The organism is Collinsella sp. LCP19S3_F2, from assembly GCF_052121015.1.
Lineage (GTDB): Bacteria > Actinomycetota > Coriobacteriia > Coriobacteriales > Coriobacteriaceae > Collinsella.
The window spans coordinates 84,394-110,815 of record NZ_JBQKFA010000006.1 but is presented as its reverse complement, the minus strand read 5'-3'; the positions used below and the strand labels follow the sequence as shown (position 1 = coordinate 110,815).

Annotated in this window: 23 protein-coding genes; 6 read left to right on the top strand and 17 right to left on the bottom strand. The window is 58.1% G+C overall.

Annotation, left to right across the window (positions count from 1 at the left end; all coding sequences use genetic code 11):
* Positions 1-7: 7 nt before the first annotated feature.
* The 15 genes from ACTQX9_RS06660 to ACTQX9_RS06590 form a co-directional block, all read right to left on the bottom strand.
* Positions 8-199: an ATP synthase F0 subunit C gene (locus ACTQX9_RS06660; RefSeq protein WP_303941830.1), complete on the bottom strand. Its 192-nt coding sequence runs from the start codon at positions 197-199 to the stop codon at positions 8-10.
* Between the two features lie 98 nt (positions 200-297).
* Complete coding sequence (gene atpB, locus ACTQX9_RS06655; RefSeq protein ID WP_441032000.1) at positions 298-1,095, bottom strand: F0F1 ATP synthase subunit A; 798 nt, start codon at positions 1,093-1,095, stop codon at positions 298-300.
* 45 nt (positions 1,096-1,140) lie between these two features.
* Positions 1,141-1,434, bottom strand: coding sequence for a hypothetical protein (locus ACTQX9_RS06650; RefSeq protein ID WP_441031998.1), 294 nt, complete (start codon positions 1,432-1,434; stop codon positions 1,141-1,143).
* Between the two features lie 468 nt (positions 1,435-1,902).
* Entirely contained in the window at positions 1,903-2,550 is a 648-nt protein-coding gene (gene upp / locus ACTQX9_RS06645; RefSeq protein ID WP_040359658.1) for a uracil phosphoribosyltransferase, read from the bottom strand.
* Between the two features lie 123 nt (positions 2,551-2,673).
* Positions 2,674-4,215 carry a glycerol kinase GlpK gene (gene glpK, locus ACTQX9_RS06640; RefSeq protein WP_441540812.1) on the bottom strand — a complete coding sequence of 514 codons (1,542 nt, stop codon included), beginning with the start codon at positions 4,213-4,215 and terminating at the stop codon, positions 2,674-2,676.
* Positions 4,169-4,972 (bottom strand): L-threonylcarbamoyladenylate synthase, encoded by an 804-nt coding sequence (locus tag ACTQX9_RS06635; protein WP_441540811.1) that lies wholly within the window; start codon positions 4,970-4,972, stop codon positions 4,169-4,171. The genes glpK and ACTQX9_RS06635 overlap by 47 nt, the downstream gene beginning before the upstream one ends.
* Positions 4,973-5,181: 209 nt before the next feature.
* Positions 5,182-6,432 (bottom strand): N5-glutamine methyltransferase family protein, encoded by a 1,251-nt coding sequence (locus tag ACTQX9_RS06630; protein WP_441031993.1) that lies wholly within the window; start codon positions 6,430-6,432, stop codon positions 5,182-5,184.
* 632 nt (positions 6,433-7,064) lie between these two features.
* Positions 7,065-8,132 carry a peptide chain release factor 1 gene (gene prfA / locus ACTQX9_RS06625; RefSeq protein ID WP_154518366.1) on the bottom strand — a complete coding sequence of 356 codons (1,068 nt, stop codon included), beginning with the start codon at positions 8,130-8,132 and terminating at the stop codon, positions 7,065-7,067.
* A 299-nt stretch (positions 8,133-8,431) separates the two neighbouring features.
* Positions 8,432-9,859 (bottom strand): M20/M25/M40 family metallo-hydrolase, encoded by a 1,428-nt coding sequence (locus ACTQX9_RS06620; protein WP_441067853.1) that lies wholly within the window; start codon positions 9,857-9,859, stop codon positions 8,432-8,434.
* Between the two features lie 72 nt (positions 9,860-9,931).
* Positions 9,932-10,717 (bottom strand): amino acid ABC transporter ATP-binding protein, encoded by a 786-nt coding sequence (locus ACTQX9_RS06615; protein ID WP_154518360.1) that lies wholly within the window; start codon positions 10,715-10,717, stop codon positions 9,932-9,934.
* Positions 10,718-10,739: 22 nt separating this feature from the next.
* Positions 10,740-11,888, bottom strand: a complete 1,149-nt coding sequence (locus tag ACTQX9_RS06610) for an amino acid ABC transporter permease (protein ID WP_441540810.1) — start codon at positions 11,886-11,888, stop codon at positions 10,740-10,742.
* 9 nt (positions 11,889-11,897) lie between these two features.
* Positions 11,898-12,824, bottom strand: a complete 927-nt coding sequence (locus ACTQX9_RS06605) for a transporter substrate-binding domain-containing protein (RefSeq protein ID WP_441540809.1) — start codon at positions 12,822-12,824, stop codon at positions 11,898-11,900.
* 340 nt (positions 12,825-13,164) lie between these two features.
* On the bottom strand, positions 13,165-14,058 hold the full coding sequence (locus ACTQX9_RS06600) for an aldose 1-epimerase family protein (RefSeq protein ID WP_427727722.1): 894 nt from the start codon (positions 14,056-14,058) through the stop codon (positions 13,165-13,167).
* A 114-nt stretch (positions 14,059-14,172) separates the two neighbouring features.
* The gene (locus ACTQX9_RS06595; RefSeq protein WP_441540808.1) at positions 14,173-15,039 is read right to left on the bottom strand and encodes a hypothetical protein; all 867 of its coding nucleotides are present in this window, start codon (positions 15,037-15,039) and stop codon (positions 14,173-14,175) included.
* Between the two features lie 125 nt (positions 15,040-15,164).
* A complete protein-coding gene (locus ACTQX9_RS06590) occupies positions 15,165-16,481 on the bottom strand; it encodes an ATP-binding protein (RefSeq protein WP_427719709.1) in 1,317 nt (438 codons plus the stop codon).
* Between the two features lie 303 nt (positions 16,482-16,784).
* Here ACTQX9_RS06590 and ACTQX9_RS06585 point away from each other — a divergent pair, with 303 nt between their 5' ends.
* Positions 16,785-16,928 carry a hypothetical protein gene (locus tag ACTQX9_RS06585; protein WP_195838622.1) on the top strand — a complete coding sequence of 48 codons (144 nt, stop codon included), beginning with the start codon at positions 16,785-16,787 and terminating at the stop codon, positions 16,926-16,928.
* Between the two features lie 197 nt (positions 16,929-17,125).
* Here ACTQX9_RS06585 and ACTQX9_RS06580 read toward each other — a convergent pair whose 3' ends face one another.
* Complete coding sequence (locus ACTQX9_RS06580; protein WP_427719711.1) at positions 17,126-18,688, bottom strand: PTS transporter subunit EIIC; 1,563 nt, start codon at positions 18,686-18,688, stop codon at positions 17,126-17,128.
* Between the two features lie 82 nt (positions 18,689-18,770).
* Complete coding sequence (locus ACTQX9_RS06575; protein WP_427794057.1) at positions 18,771-20,096, bottom strand: 6-phospho-alpha-glucosidase; 1,326 nt, start codon at positions 20,094-20,096, stop codon at positions 18,771-18,773.
* A gap of 298 nt (positions 20,097-20,394) precedes the next feature.
* Between ACTQX9_RS06575 and ACTQX9_RS06570 the strand changes: the two genes are divergently transcribed.
* The 5 genes from ACTQX9_RS06570 (at position 20,395) to ACTQX9_RS06550 (ending at position 26,322) form a co-directional block, all read left to right on the top strand.
* A complete protein-coding gene (locus ACTQX9_RS06570; protein ID WP_117757480.1) occupies positions 20,395-21,144 on the top strand; it encodes a MurR/RpiR family transcriptional regulator in 750 nt (249 codons plus the stop codon).
* A 1,192-nt stretch (positions 21,145-22,336) separates the two neighbouring features.
* On the top strand, positions 22,337-23,875 hold the full coding sequence (locus tag ACTQX9_RS06565) for an ATP-binding cassette domain-containing protein (RefSeq protein ID WP_441016970.1): 1,539 nt from the start codon (positions 22,337-22,339) through the stop codon (positions 23,873-23,875).
* A 361-nt stretch (positions 23,876-24,236) separates the two neighbouring features.
* On the top strand, positions 24,237-24,560 hold the full coding sequence (locus ACTQX9_RS06560) for a hypothetical protein (RefSeq protein WP_117734898.1): 324 nt from the start codon (positions 24,237-24,239) through the stop codon (positions 24,558-24,560).
* A gap of 154 nt (positions 24,561-24,714) precedes the next feature.
* Positions 24,715-24,930, top strand: coding sequence for a hypothetical protein (locus tag ACTQX9_RS06555; protein WP_117743463.1), 216 nt, complete (start codon positions 24,715-24,717; stop codon positions 24,928-24,930).
* A complete protein-coding gene (locus ACTQX9_RS06550) occupies positions 24,931-26,322 on the top strand; it encodes a hypothetical protein (protein ID WP_441540807.1) in 1,392 nt (463 codons plus the stop codon). It abuts the gene before it with no gap.
* The last annotated feature ends 100 nt before the right edge of the window (positions 26,323-26,422 follow it).

The following is a 26,422-nucleotide window of genomic DNA, read 5'->3' as shown; positions in this document are numbered from 1 at the left end:
TGCTCAATTACGAAATCAGCGTAACGACGAAGCCGATCAGGCCCAGAGCCTCGGTGAATGCAGATGCAAGAATGAAGACGGTGAAGGCACGGCCCTGGACCTCAGGCTGACGAGCCATAGCGCCCGTAGCACCGAATGCTGCAAGACCAATTGCGAGACCGGCACCGATAACGCCGAGACCATATCCGATAACTCCCACGATTCCTCCTTTGTCGTGCGCGTGTGCGCAGGATAAATACCTATGTTGTAGAGGCGCACGCGGGTGCCGCGCCTCCGAACACCAAATAAATGCGACCGCTAGTGGGCGTCAGCCTCTGCGATCTGAATGTACACGGCCTCGAGGACCGTAAAAACGTATGCCTGAACAAAGGCAACGATCAGCTCGACGGCGTAGATTACCAAAAGAATCAAAACCCACGCCACGCTGGGCAGGGCGCCCACGGCGTTCATGGCCGTAAAGTGCTCCAGCATCGGCTGGGCAAAGAGCGTGGCCATGATGGCGAACGAGCCCATGACGATGTGGCCGGCGAACATGTTGCAGAACAGACGGACGGCGAGCGTGACCAGGCGCAGGCACAGCGAGAAGAGCTCGATGACCCACACGAAGACGTTCATGGGGAAGGCGACGCCCGCAGGGGCGAGGCTCTTGAAGTACCCAAAGAAGCCGTGCTTCTTGATACCGAAATAGATGAAGTACACAAACGATACGAGTGCGAGGGCGGCGGTACAGCCGATGGCACCGGTGCCGGGCTTCATGCCGGGGATGAGGCCGATAAAGTTGTTGATCAGGATAAAGAAGAACAGCGAGGCCAAAAACGGGAAGTGCTTCTTCCAGTTGTCGCCAACGACACCCTTGGCGATATCGTCCTGCACGTACTCGATGACCCACTCGACGCCGTTAACGAAGAAGCCCTCGGGGACAACCTTCTGCTTCTTAGTAAACGCGAAAAAGACCACGAACATGACGACAGCGGCGATAAGCAGCCAGAACGAGTACTGCGTCAGGCCCGCGTTAAGGTCACCCACGACCGGAGCCGAGGAGAACTCAGCGACGAGCTCGGCGATCGCGCTGGGTAACTTGGCAAATGCGTCCAAGATTCCACCTTCCCTGTTTGCCCGCACCAAGGTGGGGCAACGCCTTTAATCCTTCATAATCACCATGCAGGCGATCACGATCCAACAAATCAAAAACCCGGCGAGCTCGCCGCACAAAAAGGCGATGAGCGCCACGGGGGCTACCAGGTGCACAATTACGACGCCCATAAAGAGCACCGCAAACGACACCATGATACCCAACATGCCTACCGTCATGTTGGCATCGCGTCGATGCGCCAGCACCGAAGCAAGCGCAAGGTACAACGGCAAAAATGCAACAAGACCGACGACGAATCCCGTTGCGATGAACGGCACGTGGCCTGCCAGCTCAACCGGCATGTGCGTTCCCTTCTCGCGACATATAGCCCACATGGAGCCATACCCCGCTCACATCGTCCTAGTATTTTAGGGCGCATGATTGCAAAATCAATGCACTGTTGCCCAACCTTAATCGCGTCTTTAGCCCCTTGGGGTGTCAAACGGACAAAAGGCCGAGCACTGAGGACGAATGGGTCGCGATGGCCGACGAGCGTACTTGACAAACGCCGCCGCACCCGCGTAAGCGCAGCGCGACAGCGTTGTTGACTATTGTACGAACCGAACACGCGATGACAAGTGGAAAAACGTAAGTTAATACACAACTGTACATTTTCTTAAGACACTCTTTATACCGTACCTACGGTATAGCGCGTTTTGGGCCCTCTGTGACTGCGACGACACTCATAAATATGCGTGCAGGCGTCACTCGTACACCCGCACGCACCAATCATGCACGAATGAGCACGTGCAGCTGCCCATGCCCAGCGACTAGAGCGTGCCGTAGATGCGGTCGCCGGCGTCGCCGAGGCCGGGAACGATGTAGGCAGCCTCGTTGAGATGGTCGTCGATGGCACAGGTATAGATATGCACATCTGGGTCCTTCTCGGTCAGCGACTTGAGGCCCTCGGGGGCCGCGACGATGCACAGCATGCGGATGTCCTTGACACCGCGCTCGCGCAGGTAGCTGATGGCCATCTCGGCCGAACCGCCCGTGGCGAGCATGGGGTCGACAACCAGGCAGATGCGCTGGTCGATATCCTTGGGCATCTTGCAGTAATACTCATGCGGTTCGTGGGTAACCTCGTCGCGCTCCATACCGATGTGGCCCACGCGAGCGGAGGGCACCAGGTCGAGGATGCCGTCGACCATGCCAAGGCCCGCACGCAGGATGGGCACGATGGCGAGTTTCTTGCCGGCGAGCTGTTTGAACGTGGCGGTAGTGATGGGGGTCTCGACCTCGACGTCTTCCATAGGCAGGTCGCGCATGGCCTCGTAGCCGTCAAAAAGCGCGAGTTCGCGCACGAGCTGGCGGAACTGATTGGTGCCGGTGTTTTTGTCGCGCAGGATCGACAGCTTGTGCTGGACGAGCGGATGATCGACAAGCGTCACACGGGACGCATCGTAGGTAACGGTCATGAGTTGATTGCCCCTTTCGTTGCGGCCGTAAAACGACCTTGCTGGCATGGCGCGCAGCGATGTTGCCGCCGCGCGCCATACACAAGTTTAGCGGTTTGCTGTATCGAGTGGCCCGTCGCAGCCCTACTGTGCGGTACTGAGCGAGCGCTTGACCGCATCGCGCCAGCCCGCAAGGTTTTGCTCGCGGCGCTCGGCGGACATGTGGGGAAGGAAGGTCCTAACGATCTGGGCATTTTGCTCCAGCTCTTCCAGGTCTTCCCAATAGCCGACGGCAAGGCCCGCCAAGTACGCGGCACCGATTGCCGTGGTCTCCACCGTCTCGCATTGCAGCACGGGGATATCCAGCAGGTCGGCCTGGAATTGCATGATGAACTCGTTGCGCGACGCGCCGCCATCGACAGACAGGCGTTCGATCGAAAGCCCCACGTCCTGCTCCATGGCGCGCAGCACGTCGTAGCTCTGATATGCCATGGATTCGCAGGCGGCACGTACGATGGTCGCACGGCTCGAGGCGCCGGTCAGACCGCACACGATACCGCGGGCACGCGGGTCCCACCAGGGAGCGCCCAAACCCGCAAAGGCGGGAACGAAGTAGCAGCCCTCGTTGTCGTTAATCGAAGCGGCGAGTTGTGCCGACTCGCTCACGCTCGAGATGATGCCCATGTTGTTGCGAAGCCAGTTCATGGTGGAGCCGGCGGCAAAGATGGAACCCTCGAGTGCGTAGCTGATCTTCCCGTCCGCGGCGATACCGATGGTGGAGACCAGACCGTTCTTGGATTCGACGACCTCGTCGCCGGTGTTCATGAGCATAAAGCAACCAGTACCATAGGTGTTTTTGGTCTGGCCGGGATGGAAACAGCAGTGGCCGAACAGCGACGCCTGCTGGTCGCCCGCCACGCCCATGATGGATGGCATGTTGGTCATGATGTCGCTCGCGACGCGGCCGTAGTCGCCCGAACTCCAACGAACCTCGGGCATCATGGAACGTGGAACGTCAAAGAGCGCCAGCAGGTCGTCGTCCCAATCGAGCGTATGGATATTAAAGAGTGCCGTGCGGCTGGCATTGGTGTAGTCGGTGGCAAAGACCTGGCTGCCGGTGAGGTTGTAGATGAGCCAGGTGTCGATGGTGCCAAACATGAGGTCGCCCGCCGCCGCGCTCTCGCGTGCGCCGTCGACGTTGTCGAGAATCCACTGCACCTTGGAGGCCGAGAAATACGGGTCGAGCGTAAGCCCCGTGCGGGAGCGCACCAGCTCTTCTGCGCCCTGCTCAACCAAATTATCGATCAGAGACGCGGTGCGACGGCACTGCCATACGATGGCGTTATAGATGGGCTGGCCGCTCACGCGGTCCCAGACCACCGTGGTCTCACGCTGATTGGAGATACCGATGGCGGCGATGCGATCGGAATGAATCCCGCTCTTAAACTGAACCTCCATCATGACCGCAATCTGGCTGGCAAGGACCGCCATGGGGTCTTGCTCCACCCAGCCGGGACGCGGGAAGCTGGTTTTGACGCTGCGGCGCGCTTGGGCGACAATGCAGCCGTACTCGTCGACGATGGTCGCAAGTACCGAGGTGGTGCCGCAGTCGAGCGCCATGATGTAGGAACCGCCAAAGTCAAACGAGGCATCTTCCATGCCCAGGCTGCCCAGATTCAACGACATCGCTTACACCTTTCTGTTGCATCGGGTCGGACAGGACCCGCTCAATCTCTGACGCGGGAAGTGCGCCTTGGCGCAGGATCTGGAGCCCGCCGTGCTGGAACGACACGATGGTCGAAGCGTCGCGGCACGGCGTCTCGCCCGCGTCGACGGCCACGTCGACCCCTTCTAGAATGCGGTCTTCAACGTCGGCAAAGCTTGCCGGTGCGGGCGCGCCGTGTGTATTGGCGCTCGTACAGGCAAGTGGGCTGCCACAGGTGCGAATGAGCGCCTGTACCACGGGCGAGGCCGACGCGCGAAGAGCCACCGTGTCGTCGGCGGCACGCATAAAGGTCGGCACGCAGGGAGCCGCCTTGACCACAATAGTCAGGGCGCCCGGCCAGCATCGTCGGGCAAGTATGCGTGCCTCTTCTGGGATATCCACGCCGTAGCGGTCGAGGGCCTCGGCATCATCGACCAGCCAGGCGACCGTTTGGGTGAGCTCACGCTGCTTGAGGGTAAAGATGCGACGGTAGCCGGTACCGAGCGCGGGCACCGCGGCGCCGTTGACGGCAGCCTGCGGATCGCGCGGCCACGGCAGAGATTCGCTTGTATCTTGGGGCACGGCGTCCGAGAAGGTGTTGACTGCCACAGCGACGCCATAGACGGTCTCGGTTGGGATCAGGGCCAGGCCGCCACGGCCGAGCACCTCGGCCGTACGCTCGACGGCGAGCCGATGCGGCTCGCGCGCTCCCTCGAATACCCGATAGACCGTCTGCATGTGTATGCCAGCCCCTTACGCTCTGGTGAAAGTTTGTTTACTGAGGGGCATTCTCGCACGAAACGTTTAACCTATTTGTCCACAGCGCATGTTGGTTTGGTGAGCGGCTATAGCAGTCGGTGAAAGTGAGGGGTAATTGAGCTGTGACAAGCCTCTTTACATTTCCGGCGCAGCGCTCCCGCCGCCGCGCCGCCAATACGTTTCGTACTTTACTGACGTTGTTTGGGCTCGGTGACGATAGCTCGAACGATGCGGGGACGATCGGTGAGGTCACGGACGATGCGTACGTCCGAAAGACCCGCCTGGCGGCAGAGCTCGGCCGCGGCGTCGAGGGCACCCTCATAGAGCTCGCAGGCAAACAGGCCGCCGGCGCGCAGCATATAGGGCGCCGCATTGAGCAGGCGGCGGAAGATATCAAGGCCATCGGCGCCGCCCTCGAGCGCCAAATCGGGCTCAAAGTCCTTGACCTCGTGCGGCAGCGAGCGCATGACGTCAGTCGGGATATAAGGCGGGTTGGAAACGAGCACGTCAAAGGTGCCCCACTCCTCGCGGGGGATAGAGCTCACCAGGTTCGTGAGGCTGAAGGCGACCTCATCGGACGTAAGCCCGAGTGCATCGCGGTTTTTGGTGGCCAGGTCGATGGCACGCGGCTCGATATCGGTAGCGGTGCAGGCGACATGGCCGCGACGCTCCCAAGCAAGGGAGAGCGAAATGCAGCCCGTGCCGCAGCCGACCTCGAGAACTCGGGCAATGCGGGGGTCGGCAGGCACAGACGCGGCGGCATCCTGCACTAGGGCCGTCTCTTGTTCGACGCCTTCGATGGCAATGCCGTATTCGTCGAGCTCGGGCTCAGCGACTTCCGCGGTCTCGGCCTCAGCTGCCTGCGCGGCGGCTTCCTCGGCCTCACGATCGGCCAGCTCCTCGGCATAAGCTCGGCTGCCCAGCACGTCTCCGCCCAACGCCGCCTCATCGGCAGCCGTGAGGTTGGCGGCACGGCGCTCGGCAGTCGCGCGTTCGTCAGCCAATGCGACTTCGGCTTTACGCGCCTGCTCGACCTCGTCGTTCCATGGCAACTCTACGCGCTGGCGGGTGGCAGCCTCGGGGCTCAGAACCTCGGCATCCAGATAATTGAGGACTTCCTCGACGAGCATCTCGGTCTCGGGACGTGGAATGAGCACGCCGGGGGCGCACGCGACGTCGATCATGCGGAACTGCGTGCTGCCGGTGATGTACTGCAGCGGCTCGCCCTTGGCGCGACGGACAACCGCCGCGTGCATGGTCTCGAGCTGCGCTGCATCGAGCGTGTCGTCCATACGCATATATAAGTCGATGCGCGCTAGGCCTGTGGCTGCGCACAACAGCCACTCGGCAGAAAGACGGGGGTGCTCTTCGCCGCGCTCGGCTAGGTACTCCTTGGTCCACTCGAGACAACGCCTGATGGTCCAGATCTCGTTTGCCATGGGTCCTCCCCTCTTAAGCGCCGGGCGGCGCGCGAATGTCGGAGCAGATTGTACGCGAGGGCGGCACGCGGCAAGAGACGATTGGAAGCGATTATCGAGAATCAGCCCAGAATTTTGCACCGGGCTCGTTCAAAGTGTTCATTCGCCGACGTCTAGATTTGCATTCGTCAAGCTTTTGGCAAGGTTGCCCCAAAACTGACCAATATCTAACCAAGAACTTGCCAAATCACTTAACGTGCGACGCACCAAAAATGGCCCCGCGACTTCTTGGACGATTTTTCGAGCAATATTTTCAATAGCAGATGAAGGTTGTTAATTACTTTAAGCAGGTAGACAGCTCAATTTCCAACAAAGCAGATTAAATAAACTCGAAAAGTAATTTACCCAACCTAGTCATTTAAGAACGTCCCCAATGACTACCTCTGAGGCGCCGCAGGCTGAGCATAAGTCCCCAATGACTACCCGCCGCAGGTAGAGGACGGACAGCGAGCGCCGTCCAGGGCGAACAAGTTGGCATGAAAAAGGCAAGGCATAGACCTTCTGGTCATGCCTTGCCTTTTGAATGACAAATTGTCGCCCTGGGCGGCGCGCAGCGTCGGCCGGTCCGCCGTTCGGTAGAACGGCGGAACCTACTACACGGCCTGTGCCAGCTTCTCGGCACGCTCGGCGGCGGCAAGCGCCTCGATGACGGCACCGAGTTGGTCGCCCAGAAGGACGCCGTTGTAGGTGGAGTTGAAACCGATACGGTGGTCGGTCACGCGGTCCTGGGGCTGGTTGTAAGTACGGATCTTCTCGGAACGGTTTCCGTGGCCAATCTGGCTCTGGCGCTCGGCGCCGAGCTCGGCCTGCTGCTTCTCGAGTTCCATCTCGTACAGACGGGCACGCAGCATCTGCATGCAGACCTCGCGGTTTTGAATCTGGGAACGCTGCTCCTGCGACTGCACCACGGTATTGGTGGGCAGGTGGGTAATGCGCACGGCGGAGTAGGTGGTGTTAACGCACTGACCGCCAGGACCGGAGGCACAGTAGGTATCGATGCGCAGGTCGGACTGGTTGATCTGAACGTCGATCTCCTCGGCCTCGGGAAGCACGGCGACAGTTGCCGTGGAGGTCTGGATGCGGCCCTGGGACTCGGTCTTGGGAACGCGCTGGACACGGTGCACGCCGGACTCGAACTTCATGACGGAGTAGACACGGTCGCCCTCGACCTTGAACTCGATGGACTTAAAACCGCCGGCCTCGCTGGGGCTGGAGTCGAGCACGGTGGTCTTCCAGCCACGCGACTCGCAGAAGCGTTGGTACATCTTGTACAGGTCACCGGCGAAAATGGCCGCCTCGTCGCCACCTGCGGCGGAGCGGATCTCGACGATGGTGTTCTTGTCGTCATTGGGGTCACTCGGGATGAGCATGTACTTGATGTCTTCCTCGAGCTGGGGAAGCTTGTCCTCGTTCTCGGAGATGTCCATCTGGAGCATCTCCTTCTCGTCGGCATCGGTAGTGTCACGGAGCATTTCTTTGGCAGCCTCGATGTCGTCGAGCGCGCCGATGTACTCGCGCGCAGCGGCAATGAGGTCGGACTGGTGCGCGTACTCCTTGTTGAGACGCGTGAACTCCTTGATGTCGGAGGCGACGGCCGGGTCGGAAAGCTTCTTCTCGAGCTCCTCGTAGGCCTTGATGATCTTTTCGAGCTTGTCGCGCATGGCGGAACTCCTTTATATGCGTGAAGGTGAAAATCGGCGGAATTGATGGGGCGCATGGCGCCGTTGCGGGGTAAGCCCAGCTAGAACATGTCGATTTTCAGATACATGCGCATCCCTTCGCGTATAGGGTACATAGTTGCGGTCTAACCCATATATGATAGCGTGCGCAGGCAAACCTGCATATAACCCGCACGGAATGAGTGGACGTAGTCGTTGGGGACGTTCCTTAACGACGAGTCGTTTAAGAACGTCCCCAACGACTACAACGGCTAACAAAGGGACTGTCGCTTTGTCACATTCTAGAGCGTTTGAAGCAGAGCGATGAAAAAGTGGACACCTTGGAGGTAGGCACGGCGGGTAATGCGCTCGTTGGTGCCGTGGACACCGCGATCGCACTCGTCATCGTCGACCACAAACGCCGAAAAGCGAATGCATTCAGAGCAAATACGCTGATAGTTAGCCGCATCGGTGGCACCGATCACAGTTGAGGGCACAATGCCGACAGCAGCCCCGCCCGCCGCATTCGGTACGTTTTCCTCCGCCCCCTTTTGATCACGAAAGTAGCGGGCGGCAATAGCGCGAACGGCCTCGAGCCCCGGTCCGCCAACACGTGGGGACGGCGAAGGTTCTGAGCTGCCGGGGCCAAGTTCGACCTCCACGCGCCCGGTAAGGCCCGCAGCGGCAACGGCCTCGCGGCAACGATCAACAACATCAGCCACGCCCGTGCCCTCGAGCATGCGGAAGTTAATATTGGCCCACATATCCTGCGGCATCACGTTGGCGCCAGTGCTGCCGCCCTCAATCTGCGTGGGCGCACAGGTAGTGGTCACGAGCGGATAGAGCTTGTTGCTGGCGAGGCAGTCGCGAACAATGACGCCTCCGTTGGCGGCAATCTCATCCGCCGTGTAGAGCCCCAACTCGACAAGCTGCGCGGCAAGCAGATCGGTCACGCGCGTCGGCCACTCGATATCGCAGATTGCGGCGATAGCGCGGCTCAATACCTCGAGCGATGTGCCGCCGTAGGGGTTGGACGAATGTCCGCCTTCGCTCTTCGTCTTGAGCACGATATCGGCATAGCCCTTCTCGGCAAGGTCGGCATGCATAAGCCAGCCCTCGCCCGCGCCGTACTCGGCAGCCGAAACAATACGGTAGTCACCCTCGTCGATCAGGTATTCAAGTTCAACGCCGCGCTCCTCGAGCACGCGGCCGATGGCCCCCGCTCCATACTGCGTGGTTTCCTCGTCCTGGCCAAAGGCGAGCAGCAGCGTCCGCTCGTGCTCCCAGCCGTGCACCAACGCATACTCAACCGCCTCGAGAATACCTGCGACCTGGTCTTTCATGTCGATAGCGCCGCGACCCCAAATGTAGGTGTCGTCCACGTGACCGCTAAAGGGGGCATGCGTCCAGTCGGCCTCGGTGCCGGGCACCACGGGAACCACGTCCATGTGGCCCATGAGCATAACGGGCTTGAGGGCAGGGTCGGAACCGCCAAGTGTCACCAGCAGCGAGTGGTCGATGAGTTCGACCTCGCCCGCCGCGAACACATGTGGCCACGCCTGCTGCATATAGGCGCGCAGGTCATCGAACGGCTGCCAGTTCACCGCCTCGGCATCCATACTCGAAACGGTCGGAAACGACAGCACGCGCCCCAGACGCTCGCACGCGCCAACTTCGTCCAAATCGGCAAAATCATCCTCATGCGCAAAGAAGCGCCAAACCTCGGCCATGACATCCTTTCGATTGTGATGACGAGGGCCGCCCCACCGGAACGGCCCTGCCATGCAAACATTTGCGGTTGGTTATTTGTCCTCAAGATAGCGCGAGAGGAACTCGCGGGTACGCTGGTGCTTGGGGTTGCCAAAGAGCTCCGCCGGCGCGGCGTCCTCGAGGACCACGCCCTTGTCCATAAAGACCACGCGATCGGACACGGTGCGGGCAAAGGCCATCTCGTGCGTGACGACGACCATGGTCATGCCGTCGGCAGCGAGCTTGCGCATGACCTCGAGCACCTCTCCCACGATCTCGGGGTCGAGTGCGGAGGTCGGCTCGTCGAACAGCATGATCTGCGGATTCATGCATAGGGCACGAGCGATGGCCACGCGCTGCTTTTGACCACCGGACAGGCGACCCACGGCGGCGTGCGCGAACTTTTCGAGTCCCACGCTCGTCAGATGCTCCAGCGCGACCTTTTCGGCCTCGGCCTTGCTCATCTTTTTGAGCGTGACGGGCGCAAGCGTGCAGTTATCGAGCACGTCCATGTTGTTAAACAGGTTGAAGCCCTGGAACACCATGCCGATGTCCTCACGCAGCTTGTTAATGTTGCAGCGCTCGGCCGTGAGGTCCTGGCCATGGAACCAGATATGGCCCGCGTCCGGGGTCTCGAGCAGGTTGAGGCAGCGCAGAAAGGTCGATTTGCCCGAACCCGAAGCGCCGATAATGGTAACGACCTCGCCGGGGTTAACGGACAGGTCGATGCCCTTGAGCACCTCGAGCGAGCCGAAGCTCTTGTGCAGGCCCTCGACGCGGATGAGCGGCTCATTGGTCTGTGCGGCGGCCGCAGCGCCGGTAGTGGCGGTATCTGCCATGATGATTCTCCTCGTCTTGAGCCTAGTTGGAGCTGGGCAGCGTGGCCGGGGCCTCGGCGCCGAGCTTTTTGCCAAAGGCCTCGAGCAGGCGGCTCGCCACGAGCGTCAGGATTAGGTAGACCACGAGCGTCACGCAGTAGACCTCCATCTGGCGGTAGTACACGCCGGCGACGGTGGTAGTGGCGTACATGAGGTCGAACACGCCGATGACCGAGAGCACCGACGAGTCCTTGATGTTGATGATGAGCTCGTTGGTGAGCGCCGGAATCGCGTTTTTAATGCCCTGGGGAAACACGACTTTACGCATAGCCTGCCACTGCGACAGACCCAGCGAGCGCGCCGCCTCGGCCTGACCGGAATCGATGGACTCGATGCCGCCGCGCAGGACCTCCATCATGTAGGCGGTGGAGTTGAGCGAGATGGTGACGAGGCCGGCGGTAAAGGTACTCCAAATCTGGTTGGCCTGGGCGGTCTCGAAGCCCATGCCGCGCAAAACGGTGAAGCCCGCGTAATAGATGAGCAGGCCCTGGACCATCATGGGCGTGCCGCGCACGATGGTGGAGTAGACGGTCGTAAAGCCGCGGCCGATACTCTTAAAGAAGCGCACCAGGTCGTTGTCCACGCGATCGAAGGTCTGAATGCGCAAAAACACAAAGAGCAGTGCCAGGAAAAAGGCGATAACGGTGCCGAAGGTCGCAAGTGCGACGGTGATCTCGATGCCGCGAATGAAGAAGTCGCCGCTTTTGTAGGTCATGTAGACCAGGCTCGACAAAAAGTCGCTGGGGTTGGAATCCGAGACAATGCTCACCTGCACCAGGTCGATAAACGACATGACGCAGCGGTCGATAAAGAAAACTGCCGCGATGGCGGCCGCGACGTAGCTGCCCAAGCGTGCTCCACGACGGAAACGCTCGGATGCGAACGGCGACTTTTCGCGATAGTCGCTCCTGTGCATAAGCTTGGTGACCAGCGCCGCCGCCGACACGACGAGCCACGCCCACAGGATCGCCCAAAGGCAATCTTGGAACACGCCCGTGGGGGCCAGGAAGCTCAGCGGCGTGGGGTTGCGCTGGCTAAACGCCAGTCCGAGCGCCGCGATGACGCTCGTGCCCAGGTACACATAACGATGGTCGGCTTTGATAAAGGAGACCAGACGATTGATGGCTTTCATGCTGCCTCCCTATGCCGGCTGACGGTCGAGGCACGCGTCCCACATCTGGTCGCGCTCCTCCTGGCTGACGCCCTTGAGCGTCTTGTCGATGAGCTTAAGCAGCTTGTCCGAGCCCTTGCGGCAGCCGACGTTTGCCGCGACCTCCCGCTTAAAGCCCTCGCCCTCGGCAAAATGAATGGGGACGATACCGGGATTTTGGGCCATGTAGCCCTTTTCGTTTTCGGTGTTGTACGTCACGGCGTCGCAGGTGCCCTGCAGCAGGTTCGAGAACACCGTGGGGACGGAGTCGACCGGGTTTTTGTGAACGACGCCCGGGATCTCGTCGATGACGGTATCGAGCATGGTGTCCTTTTGGCCGAGCACCGTGGCGCCGCTGAAGTCACTGAGCTTGGTGGCGTTTTGGTAGGGGGAACCCTCTTTTACGAACAGGCCAAAGTAGCCAATAAAGTACGGGTCGGAGAAGCCGACCGACTCCTCACGCTCGGGCGTGGCGCTCATACCGGCGATGATGAGGTCGATCTGGCCGTTGTTGAGCGAATCGATAAGGCCCGAGAAGCTCTGCTTGACGGCAACGGGCTCGCCACCGAGGGCCTTGCAGACGATCTTGGCGATCTGCACGTCGTAGCCATCGGCATAGGCGCCTTGTACGTTGTCGATGGGGATGGTGTACTCACTGGCTTCGGAAACCTGCCAGTTGTACGGGGCGTAGGCCGCCTCCATGCCGATGCGGATCTTATCCTTGCCGATCACGGAATCGGACAGGTCATCGCGACCGCCGCCCGTCGTGGGCTGAACCACCTTGAGCGTGGACGGGCGCTGACAGCCGGCGAGCGCGCCGGCGACGACGGAAGCGCTCGCGGCAAGAGCGCTACCCAAGAAGATGCGACGGCTGCACACCGGCTGTGGATGCACGTCGCACTGATGGGGAGAATGCATAATCTGCCTTCCCTGTTGAATCGTATGCTAATGACTTAACAGGATACCGCTCAGCGTTACCTACAGCAGATGCATATATACAAATTAACAAACTGAAAACGATTGGTAGCCGTTGGGGACGTTCTTAAACGACCAGTCAAACAAGTAGTCATCGGGGACAGTCGTTGGGGACGTCGATGATTCGGCAATGCCAGCGAGCGCCACCCAGAGCGAACAAGTTGGCATGAAAAAGGCAAGGCATAGACCTTCTGGTCATGCCTTGCCTTTTGAATGACAAATGTGTCGCTCTGGGTGGCGCGCAGCGTCGACCGGTCCGCCGTTCGTTAGAACGGCGGAACCTCTAGAGCAGCGTAACCTCGAAGGCGCGCTTGTCGGTGGCGCCGGGAGCCAAGGTGATGGTGTTGACCTTGTGCTCGAAGACGTCGTCCTCGGTGTCCATGGTGGTATGTCCGGTCCAAGGCTCGAGCGCCACGAACGGGGCGTCGTTGGCGGCAGACCACACGCCAATGTACTTAAAGCCCTCAAAGTCAATCTTGACGCCGTGGCCCGACTTGCGACCGCGCAGCGTGAGCGTGGAGCCCGGGGTATCGGTGAACATGATGGCGTCGTTGTCGAAGCTACGGTGTGTGATGGGCAGCACGTCCGAGTTATCGGGAGCCTTGTAACTTCCCTCGAACGTCATAAGGCCATCGGGCGTGATGATGGGGGCCTCGTTAGTCCAAGCCTCGGTAAACGCCAGCTCGTAATCCTCGAACGCCTCGTCCTCGGCACCGGGAACAGGCACGTTAAATGCGGGGTGGCCGCCCACCGAAAACGGCAGGTCCACGTCGCCGGTGTTGGTGACGGCAAAGGTCTGCGTAAGAGTGGCGTCGCCAGTCAGGGCATAGGTCATGTTGAGCTTAAAGTGGAACGGGAAGGCCTTGAGCGACTCGGGCGTATCGGTGATCTCGTAGGTAACGGACGAACCGTCCTCCGACACCTCGACCAGCTTGTGCTCCACGATACGCGCGATGCCGTGGCGCGCCATCTCGCAGCTGCCGGCCGCAGACGTCGCCGTGTTGTTGCGCAGCGAGCCCACAATGGGGAACAGGATGGGCGCATGCTTGCCCCAAAAAGCGGGATCGCCCTGCCACAGATACTCGTTGCCGTTGAGGGCAAGGCTCGTGAGCTGGGCGCCCATGGAATCGATGGCCGCGGTGAGGCCGCCGCGCCTGATGGTAGTGACGGTAGACATGCTGCTTCCTCCAAAAGTAAACAATAGTGTCGAGGACTATTGTCCCACTCTTGGCGGCGGGACGGGACGACAGGCGATTATTGAGTAGCCATAGCGGAAATGGGCGGCGAGCGCCTACTGGGTATCCACGTAAAGGTCAAACCCACCCTGCGAGGTGGTGTCGACCGTATCGGGCGCCCGCGAGTTAAAGCTCGCGGGAACCATTCTTTTCGAGGCACGAAAACGCGTGCCGTCGGTGGCGACAGGTGGCTCATCGACCGTAAGTTCGTAGTCGCCGGGCTTGAGCTCGATACCGTCACCTTCGGAATTGACGTATTGGTGCTCGTCGATCGCTTGTCCCTTGAGCGTACGGCCCACGATATGGATGAGCATCTGGCTGTCGCCGCGCGCGGTATCCCACGTCGCGCCGTCCTTGACCTCGACCGACACATGCACCGAGCGCGTACGGCTGAGCGATTGTTCGACGGAGATCTCGACCTTGGCGGCGTCTTGGCGCTGCTGCTCAACATGGCTCCAGACGCTGCCGATTGCCGAGCAGGCGATAACGCCGGCCATGAAGGCGATGAGGATGGGGCCGAGCGGAGAGCGCCGGCCCGCGCCTTCCTCGCGAGCCAGATCGGGGCGATGCGTGGGCGCAGGCGCCTGGGCGCCCTGCGCGGGCACGTCGAGAATGCTAAAGGATGCCGTGCTGTCGGGGTCGATAGTGTGACGCGGCTGTGGGGTCTTTGCCGGCGAGATGGACATGTCGGCCGGCTCGCCCAGTGTGGCCGTGGCGTCGGCCTTTGCCTCGTCGGCCTCAGCCTGGGCCCAGGCCTGTTCAAAGGTTAGGGGTTCGGCCGAGTCGGAAGCGGCGTCCGTCTCGACGGCATCGTTGCCGCTCTCGTCCTCGTCGATCGACACGTCATGCGGCGCGGGCTCGTCCCACTCCTCGTCCGGAACCTCGCCCTCGCTATACCACCATTCAAAGTCATCGATATCCATACGGGGCGCCCCTTAGGCCTCGCAAATAAACACCTGCTAGCCTTATACCCCCAGACGGCACGAGGGCTCGCACGGAATGCGAAAAGGACTGCTCCTTTGTCGCATCGAAACGGATCTGTTTACGTTTAGCCGCGGGTAATCTTATTTCTCAACAAGAAGTCGACTGCCCCCACGATTCTGATGCCATCGATGTCCGTTGGATGGTCGCCATCCCTGACAATCAGGATCTTCTCATACGAATCAGGAATTTTTCCTAGCGTGCTTAGCTTGAGCGGTCGCAGCTCTCTTTCCCTCGTCGCCTCGGCATCGATCCGTTCGGTAACCTGGATATATTTGCGGTCTGATCCCTCGCCGATTGCGACAAAGTCGATTTCCCCCGCGCGTAGATGGCCGCAAAACACTTCGTATCCTTCAAAGACAAGCTGGTTGTAGATAACGTTCTCGAGCATCCTTCCGCTATCGCTACCTCTATATCCGTCAAGATAGCTGCGAATTCCCGTATCAGCTATGTAATATTTACCGCCTGTCTTAAGAAGCTCCCGCCCCTTGATGTCATACCTTTTTACTTTGGTAAACAGGTACGTCTCTTCCAGAGCGTCAATATATGCCGACACCGTCGATGCGTTGGTCTTACCGCCCGCTGATTCGTTGAGCGTCCCTACGATTTTGTTGACCGAGGTTTGGTTGGAGATGTTGTCTGCCAGATACGCACAGAGCCGCTCGAGAACATCGCGCTTGGTGATAGCTCCGCGACCCCTACGCGTCACACGCGACAGGATATCGCGCGCGACGATCGTCTGGTAGAGGCTACGGATATAGTCGCGACACAGCTCACGTCTCGGCTCATCATGGGCCAGAAACGGCATGCCGCCATAGGTTATGTACTGCTCAAGCACGGTATTTGAATTAAGGCGATCGCCCGTCTTGGAAACAAGTTCGACCCTCTCACCAAGCCCTTCAGCGGCGACCGCATCAATCGAGCGAAAATCAAGATATTCGCCAAACGTGAGAGGCTGCATCTTGACCTCGACATATCGGCCCGAGATAAGCGTTGCGAGCTCGCTCGATAGCAAAAAGGCATTGGAGCCCGTGACATAGATATCACACGGCAAATCCACTCGGAGCGAGTTGACCGCCTTTTCCCAACCTTCGACATTCTGGAGCTCGTCAAAGAACAGGTAGGGATGATCGATGCCGTCGATGCGCTCCCGAACCATACGATAAAACGTCAGATAATCCGTAATTCCCGCGTACTCTAGAGATTCCATCTTAAAGGTCAGCAAACGCTCGGCTGGCACCCCCTGTTGCGCCAGATAGTCCCTCATCATGTCCAATAACGTTGATTTGCCACAACGGCGTATGCCCGTCACGATTTTGATGAGGTCGGTATCCTGAAAAGCAATGAGTCGATCAAGATAACGGCTTCGGCGAACGATATCCATAGAGTCTCCCTAGCGCCCGACCAGACATGAAATCTTATAAACTTGCATTATTTGCAAGTTTATAAGATGTTACCTTAGAAACTTGCAGAATTTGCAAGTTTCTAAGGTATGGAATGTGACAAACGGACTGTCCCTTTGTCACATTAGCTTGGCGCTGCTCATGTGCCTGTTCTCGGTGTCATGCTTCACGCACTTCATGGACGTGGCACGCCGCCGCCATCCCAAGTCGATGGTACTCGCAAGCTCGGTTAAGCCCATGGGTTTAGCGTCGGCATCACGTTTGGCACCGCAGTGGGCGGAGCCGTGGTAAGCAACATTGGCATTGCGTACGTAGGCGCAGTGGGCGCCGCGTTCTCGCTTGTGGCCTGGGCGCTCACGCTGGTGACGATTAAGCTCGCCCGCTGGGAACGCCGTCGTCAATCAACACAGCCCCGGATGCAGGCATAGGGGCGAACATAGCCCAAGGTGGCGAGCAACCGGTGAAAACCGTCCCATACGAGTAGTGCCTATCCGCCTGCAAGCTCCGACAGTGCAATTTCGTGTATTTCAAATACACGAAATGCGCGTGGGGCAACTCAAAGGCGGTGGCAGACACATTGTCTGCCACCGCCGTTTATACAGGATTTTATAGATATGTGGGACGTTTACTCCATACCCAGCAGCTCGCGCATCTGGGTTGCGTAGTTAGATGCCATGTTGCCGTAGACAATCTGCACGCCGCCGTTAACATGCACGATGCCACGCGCTTCGAGCTTTTCGGTAAACTCGGCGTCATCAACCACCTTGTCACAGTCATTGAGCTGGATGCGCAGACGGGTGAAGCAGGCCTCGACAGACTTAATGTTGTTGTCGCCGCCCACTGCCTCAACGATGGCGGGAATGAGGTCGCTGATCACGGTCTTGGGAGCCTTTTCGGCCTCATCGCCAGACTCTTCCTCACGGCCAGGGGTCTTTAGATCCTTCTTAAGAATGATGAACTTGAAGACGAAGTAGTACACCACGAAGTAGATGGGGCCGAGGAACAGGATAACCTGCCAGTTGGAGCCCTTGGCTGCACCCATAATGCCGTTAAAGATCAACGACAAGAGCGGGCCGCCAAAGGATGCGGAGCCGGCCACGTTGAACTGCAGGATATAGGTCAGCGCATAGGCAAGACCAGCCATGAGAGCGTGGAACACGTAGAGGATGGGCGCGATAAACAGGAAGGAGTACTCGAGCGGCTCGGTAATGCCGGAGAGGATGCAAGGCACCACGATGGCAATCATGAGCGCTGCGGTCTTCTTCTTGTTCTTGGGAAGCGCCGTCTTGTAGAAGGCGAGTGCAGCACCGGGCAGGCCGAACATGGCGAAGATAACCTTACCGTTCATGACAAAACGGCTGACCTCGATGTTAAACGGCGTGCTAGGAGAGCCCAGGATCGCGTTGTAGATATTGATAGCGCCCTGAACGGTCTGGCCGTCGATGGTCTCGACGCCACCGAGCGACGTGAAGAAGAACGGTAAATAGACAAAGTGATGCAGACCAAAAGGCAGGAGCATGCGCTCGCCAGCGCCGTAGACAAATGCACCAAAGGCACCCGTAGTCTTGATGAACTCGGACAGCGCACCGAGAGCGTTCTGGATAAACGGGAAAACAAAGGACATGACCAATGCGAGGACACTGCATGAGAGCAGCGTTACCGCCGGAATAAAGCGCGTGCCGTTGAAGATGGAGAACACGGCAGGCAGCTCAATCTTGTAGTAACGGTTATGCAGGTATGCGACGATTGCACCCACCAGAAGACCGCCGATAACGCCCGTGTCGAGCGTGGTGATACCGAGGATCGTGCTCTGACCCGTCGTAAGATTGGCGGGATCGATAACGCCGGTCGCCGTGAGGAACGTGCCCATCACGGAGTTCATGCACATGTAGCCCAAAAAGCCACAAAGCGCCGCGGTAGCCTTCTCGGACTTGGCGAAGCCATAGGCGAGACAAATCGAGAAGATAACCGGGATGTTGCTCATAACGATGCCGGCTGCGGCCTTAAGAATCGAAAAGAAAATCGCAAAGCCCGGAGCAGCAAGCCAGGGAACAGCTGCCGTAAGGGTGGGGCTGGTAAAGGCATTGCCAAAGCCCTGAAGGATACCGGCGATTGGCAGGATTAGGACAGGCGTCATGAGGACTTTGCCCAGGCGCTGGAACTTTGCCAGCAGCTCATCTTTGTTCATGGGATACCCCTCTTAAAGAAACGGGGCGTGCAGCTCTACAACCCACACGCCCCATAACAGTTATCTAACGCTATGGAACTAGCTACTTAAGCTCCGGCCAGTAATCCTTATTGGCCTCGATGAGCTTATCGAGCACCTTGCGCGCCTTCTTTGCGTCACCGACCAGACGATTAAGCGTGAGTGCCTGCAGGGCCTTCTCGTAGGAACCCTCCATCCAAGCCTCAACAGTCAGGCGCTCATAGGCGTACTGGTTCTCCATAAGACCGCGATAGAAGGTGCCAATCTTGCCAACAGCATAGGGCTGCGGGCCATTGGCGCCCACGCTTGCCGCGACCTCGACCATGGCGTCATCGGGCATACCCTCGATAATGCCGTTGTTGGGCACGATGACAATGAAGGTCTTGTTGGTGTTGCGATAAATGGCCGAGGTGATTTCCACGATCATATCGCCATGAGCATCGTTCTGCACAACCGAGGAGTTCTTTGCGGTGCCGACTTTGGCAACACGCTCGCACTCGGCGAACACGCGCTTCTCGCGACCGTTGATAACCTCGTCGGAGCGAGTGTAGTCGGGGTCGAGGTGAGCGACCTTGTACTCGGGATACAGATAGTACTGCAGATAAGTGTTGGGCAGATAGTCGGGGAAGTCCTCGAGCATGTCCTTGACCATGGCGTAGGTATCAAGCCAGGACTGGTCACGCTGCTCGGCATCGGCAGGAAGGAAGCCGTTCTTCTCCGTGTACTCCTTAATCTGCGGGACGAGGTCATGGCCCTCTTCATCGTAGATGTGCTTGAACCAACCGAAGTGATTGAGGCCAAAGTACACGGGCTCCGTCTTGCTCATATCGCGACCGAGCAGGCGACCGTAAGAGCGCATGAGGTTGACAGGCTGGTCGCAGATGTTGAGAACGCGATGCTCATCGGGCAGGACGCGCTCGAGACCATATGCCACAATAGCAGCCGGATTGGTGTAATTGATAATCCACGCCTCCGGGCTATGGGCGCGAACGTCGTTGACAATCTCAACCATGTCATTCATGGAGCGCATACCGTAAGCCATGCCGCCAGGGCCCACCGTTTCCTGGCCGATGATTCCCATATGCAGCGGAATCTTCTCGTCCTTGCTACGCATCTCGTAGCCGCCGGTACGAATCTGGCAGAGCACAAAGTCGACGTCGGTGTAAGCCTCGTCCTTATCGGTGGTGTAACCAAACTCCACACCGGGCTCCTCCTCGGCGAAGAGGATCTTGCCAAACTCGCCGATCGGACGCTGGCGCTCGGCATCGATGTCATAGAGCATCACGCGGTTCAGCGGCAGAATGTCCATGTGCTTGGTCAGGGCTTTAAGAATGCCAGGGCACCACGTGGAGCCGCCGCCAACAATCACAATATTGAGCTTGTCCTTCATGTTCCGTCCCTCCAGGGTTGGCTGATCGGTGTTCTCGAAGACCTTGGGCTCCGCGGCTGTCCTCGGCTTGCTTCGTTTCGATTGGTATTTTGCGACATAAGGTCATTTGCAAGTCCCCGTGTGGGCCAATGCGAAACGGGGACACATGATTTCGCTCACGACACAGATATGTGTAGGCAGACACGCGCGTTTGCCCAGTTCATGGGCAATAGGCAATCTTGACCGATTACCGATTTCTCACCTGGCTACACAAAGCGGTACCATATGTACGGCGAGGTGCGAGGGGCTGAAACATCTTATGAAAGATCAAGAATCTTTTTATGATCATGTGCGAGCTGGCGAGAGCAAGCTCAACGATCTCGAAAGCGAGATCATGCGCTACATCATCGAGCTGCGTGATGATATTGACGATGTCACGCTTAAGAGCGTTGCCGAACGGTTCTTCGTCGCTCCCAATACAATCGTCAGGCTTGCCCATAAACTTGGCTTCTCGGGGTTTACGGAGCTCAAACAATCGTATTCCGCCTCGCTCGATCGCAATCGATTCACTATCGAGGCACTTCCTCTTGATACCCAGCTCGTACAGACCAAAGATCTGCTTAACGACCGGGTCATCGATTCGGTTGTGAGTCTTATCCAGGACGCCTCGCATATCGTCTTCTTCTGCTCGGGCTTTTCGAAATACCCGTGCCTCGAGATGGCTGAAAAGCTCAAAATAATGGGCAAGAATACCGACACGCTCAGTGAACGCCACGTCATGAGGCATTACGCAGAACTCCTCGGCAAAAACGACCTGGTCTTCAGCGTTTCCGTAAGCGGCGAGACGCAGGTGTCTATTGACGCCACATCGATAGCCAAAACGCGCGGATGCAAGGTTGTCACGCTCACCGGCTTTTCTCGAAATTCCCTCTCGAAACTAGCCGACTACCCTATCTACACCGTGCAAAAAGAAATCCGCTTGGGCAGCATGGACCTCGACAGTCGATTGATGTTCTATTACGTTTTCGAATTGATATTTGAGCGCTACTTCAAACTGGCCAAGAAATAAAACTTGGTATGCGCCCGGCTTCGACTCTTTAGCAGCCTTCTATATGAAAGGTATCGCCCTATGCAACGCGTACTGTTTATCTGTCATGGGAACATCTGCAGATTCAGAAAAATGCCTAGCTAGTTAGGATCCCGGCGAACCATATCGCGTACCTTACGACGTTTTTACGACTTTGAGCCCCGATGCGATATTGCCGTGATGGAGAAAAGCAACTCCTTTCGCCTTTCCCCAGTAGCTGAAGAACGGAGAATCGAGCATAAGCATTCCTTTCCGGTCGTCTCAAACCTCTGCAATTTGGAGGGTAAATCGCGAAAGCTAATATCTCAAACACCAGAAAAATCAAGTCGATGACCTCGCTCAACATTCACGATGTTAGTGTCGGAAAAATTTAGCCAAATATAGTCGGCCGAGATTGACCAATCCCGGCCGACCCATTTTGGCCAACACGCCCGCATCTATGACTTTCCTATCGCATTCCTACATCCCCTCGGGCTGGATCCCCCTCACCTTCACCGCCTGGGGGACGGCCTCCACCGAGTACGTGTCGAGCCCCCTGCCGCGGTAGCTCGGGCCCCGCATCACGAACACCGACGCCTTGTCGAGCAGCCTGTCGAGGGCGGCGTGTTGGCGCCACCAGCGTAGTGGCGGCGGGGAGGCACGGTGGCCATTATTCGGTGACCGGGATTGGTCAAAATCGGTTGACTATTAGCGGCTAAAATCGCCCGGCGCTAACAACGACGCCCACCATCGCATGCTAGTTACAAGAAGCGGATGCACTAGTATTCTTTCAATCGACTTGCAAACCCCTTCAAGCGTCCAACGCAATGGCGTGCTTTCAGACGCAACGCCTCCTTGCGTCCGCATTATTGCTTTGTTAGACTCTACGGAAGAATTCAGCGCAGGCCCATATGCCAAGCCAGCGCCCCGGAAAGGAAAAGGATTCGTGAAGCTGTAGACGATACATATCGACGCCAATTTGCAAATTGCCATCTATCCAAGAATAAATCTGGCTGCACATTTGTCGTATCGTCTTTTCACTGATCCTCGTATATCCTAAACACTACCTTTGCGAGCATTGCCGTCGACTCATTTTCTTTCAGCTTGACTCGAGTCGACGGGCGTTCACGTTGGTCGGAACGAGCCAATCAGAGCATATGCGGCAAAACGCGGCCTCCCATGCCGAGGAGGCACAATGTCAAGAACCAATTTGAACAGCTCCACCACCCTCGTTCTTTCCCATATTACTTATGCATATCCTGGCAGCGCAATGCCCGCACTCGACAACGTGTCGGCGACATTTGCCCCCGGCTGGCACGGCATCGTCGGAGACAACGGGTGCGGGAAATCAACTTTCGTCCGCATTGCGTGCGGACTTCTGATTCCAGATCGCGGCGTCGTTTCACCGCGTCTCGTCTCCGCATATTGCGCGCAAGAAGCCGGAGTCGAACCGCCCATGCTCTTCGATTTTGCGTGCGACTTCGCCCCGGCGACCACGCACCTCAGAAGGATGCTCCGCATCACCGATGATATGCTCTGGCGTTTTTCCGAGCTCTCCGGTGGCGAGCAGAAGAAAATTCAAATAGCCGTCGCGCTTTGGCAGAATCCCGATCTTCTGGCAATGGATGAACCGACTAACCATGTGGACGCAGAATGCAGAAGGCAGATTTGCAAAGCACTCGCCGAGTACAAGGGTATTGGCCTCCTCGTCTCGCACGACCGTGCGTTGCTCGACTCCTTGGCAAATGACTGCCTGTGCTTTGAGTCGGGGCACGTCACCATGCGCCCCGGCAACTACTCCCAAGCTCGCTCGCAGGCGAATCTGGAGCGCGAAAGCGCGGCGCGGGCCAAATCGATTGCGCGATCCGAAGAAAAGCGCATGAAGGCTGAGTATATCAGGCGCGTTGAAAACGCCTCACGGTCCGCATCCAAGAGAAGCGCCCGTCATGTCGATCCGAAGGATCACGACGCGAAAGCACGAATCAAACTCGCCATTCTCACTGGCAGAGACGGCGTTGCGGGCAAGCTCGCTTCGCGCATGGACTCCCGAATCCAGCGCGCGCAAGCCGCCGTCGACGCCCACCATGTCGAAAAGCGCTACGAAAGCACCTTGTGGATGGAAGCGCAACCCAGCCCGCGCAAAACACTGATTCACGTCAGCTCAGATCGCATACCGTGCGGCCCGAGGCAATCTTTGCGGGTTCCCGAGATTTATCTGGGAAATACCGATCATCTGGGCATAAGCGGCCCCAACGGAGCGGGGAAAACAACACTGGTCAAGCATATCCTGGAGATATTGGAAGGCCGCAAGGCCACGGGATTGGACATTCGCACGCTGTATATCCCTCAGGAAGTCGACGATTCATCCTCAATTGAATTCCTCTCGGAAATCAAGGACCTGCCCCAAGCCGAACGTGGAGCCCTGCTTTCGATCGTTGCGCAACTCAATTCGGATCCCGAACGAATATTGTCCGGCGAGAACATCAGCCCGGGGGAGCTGCGGAAGCTCATGCTCGCCCGCGGTATACTAGATGCCCCCGAAATCATCGTCATGGACGAACCCACGAATCACCTGGACCTGCACTCGGTGGAGGCACTCGAGCGAGCGCTTTCCGCCTTTCCCGGCGCGCTTGTTTTGGTGAGCCATGACGAGCAGTTCCTCTCGGCCTCATGCCCCCTCCGCTTGGATTTGGCCCCAGAAGAGGAGCACACTATTGGTCAGCCCCTCCTCTAGCGCTCAGGCATGTCTTCTGCAAGCCGCCTTCTTCTGATATCCCCTCCCCCGTTTTGCAAGCAACTCAGCGCAAATGGCCCATCCCCCTCAGCCTGAAGGCTCAGCGACACCAACGATACCGACGATTCAATATCTGGATGTCCATATTTGCCCCATCTGGGTGATTATTAAATTGTGTTTGTTCCGTGATTGAATACTTTGTCATCATTACGCCCCACTTCTTCTCATCAGAGGACGTCGAGAACGACAGGTCCTTGCGAAATAATCCCAGCTCAGAAGCTTATGGCATGATGTGCTCACCGAGTGCTCGATGACGGTTGACGAATCGTCGGTAATATCCAATTTTAGGAAAGAGGTGTGTATGACCCGACCGAAGATCATGCGCGGACCGTTTGAATGCGGCTCCATCTCAACAACCAGTACGGCAATGTCGTCTATAAAGGAGTCTTCGGCGAGCATGCCGACTTGTTCTGAACGAGCTGTTCGACATGCCCTGAAGGCCGAAGAGATGTTCTCTCGCGTCATGTATCGCCAGATTCTTTGTGCCCACACGAAGCTCCATGGGGCAATGTTTGGGGACGATGATCTTCATGCCGCAACAAGAAATGTCGAGGAGATCTTGCGCAACGTCCTGCGCCTCTATCTCGATGTCCACGGCGAGCCGCAACGTGGAGTCAGCAAATAATTGGATTGAGAGGAGTTCGAGTATGAGGAAATTGAATCAGTTTATGAAGTTCGATTGGGAAGCTTTTGCGAAAGGCAAGCGTTTCCTTTGTGTCGGAGGTGGTAAATGGGTTGATTAAAACACCAAAGAGCATCGCGGCACCAAGATCGACGTGGTGATCACAACCGATAACACGCAGTATCACCAAAACGAAGGCGAGGTGGTCAGCAATCGTTTCGAGAAGCTTTCCATCAAGGTTTCGAACGATATCGAGATTCCCGTCAATCAGCACGTCATTCCCACCGGCGTGGTCGCAAAGGTTTACGGTGATTATCGCAACCAGTTGTCCATCACGGCGGACGGCATTACCGTCATCCCCGCGAAGGGCTAGGTGATTGTGGTGCGTTACTCCAGTGGCGCACCGGCGATCGTGTATTCGACCCCCAGCGCAAAGCTTTGTGTGCTGGGGGTCGCTTTATTTGCGGTCGCCGCGTGCGTTTATTGCATCGGGCTATTCGTGAACACCATTCTTGCGCCCATCGCCATAGAGCCCAGTACGGTGATGGCGTTTGGCGGCAACCTTACCTCCGCAGCGGCCACTCTTAGCCTCGCTGGGACCATGTTGTTTGCGGGAGGGATCACACATTACGTCATGCTATCTGAATCAACACGGTTGCATGCACGCATTAGGAAGGGGCTCTTTGATCCACGTTACGGGAATCCTCTACACCTGCGAGAAGGCGAGCTTCTTCCCGACATCTCTTGCAAAGAGACGGCTCCTGGACAGTTCGAGCTCGCCATCTCAACCTCATCCTCAACGGCAGAAGAAATATCGAAGATGGGACCTAGCATTAGCTCCCGACTTCGCGGAAGGTTCTCCCGCTACGCCGTCGTACTTGCCGAAGCAGACGTCGCATGCAATCAAGTGACCTTCTTCCTTGAAGATGTGACGTTGCATCGAGAGATCAAGGCATCGCGTGTCGAGGATTTGTGCCCGGCGAACGCCTACGAATTCCGCGTTCAAAACGGCACGAGCATCGACCTCCGCACCTCCGGTTCCATGCTCATCGCTGGAAAGACCACGGGCGTGATCGCCCTCTTGCTCCAAGCCCTGTTGGCTGGTCCTGACGGACACGGATCGCAAGTCCTCATCATAGACCCCAAGCAGGCCGAGCCCTCCCGACTTCCTCGCGTGGTTTCACTGAATGCTGACAGGGACGCTCGCGCAATCCTGTCTGCGTTATCACGGTTCGCCGACAGCATCAAAGAGCGACAGAGCTTCCTCAACGACAGGTCGACAGAGACGGGAGACGCCGTGCACTGGTGGGATGCGAGGCTTCACGTTTCGCTTCTCTTCATGGATGAGTACGTGGCACTCCGCACGCTGTTTCCCAAGCGCGCGAGCAAGGAGGACCCCGATTACTGCCTCGCGACGTTTGATGGGCTGGTGAAGCGCATCGTAACGATGGGGGCGAGCGCGGGCTGCTACGCCATCATCTCGATCGCCGAGGCGTCTGTTGAGGAGGGGGGCTTGCCGTCGATGCTGCGCTCGGCGTGCAGCACCCGCGTCCTCTTCAAGCCGACGCTTCCCGAGGCGCGGCTCATATGGGGCGCGGAACGCCTGCTCGACCTCGGTGCACCTCGCACCTTCTCCCCGGGCGACGCTTGGTTCAGCAGTACGGACGGGGCGCACGACCGCATCGGCTTTGTGCATTTTCCGATCATGGACTTCCCCGTGTACCGCGAGCTTGGGCGGCTCCTTGACCTGTACTTCAGAGAATAACCACCGCGGGGTCCGCTTCGCGCAGCAAAAGCGGACCCCGTCGATTGTTCCATTACTTGAAATTCTGCTCATTTATGCGCCTTGGGGAGCTTGTTATCCC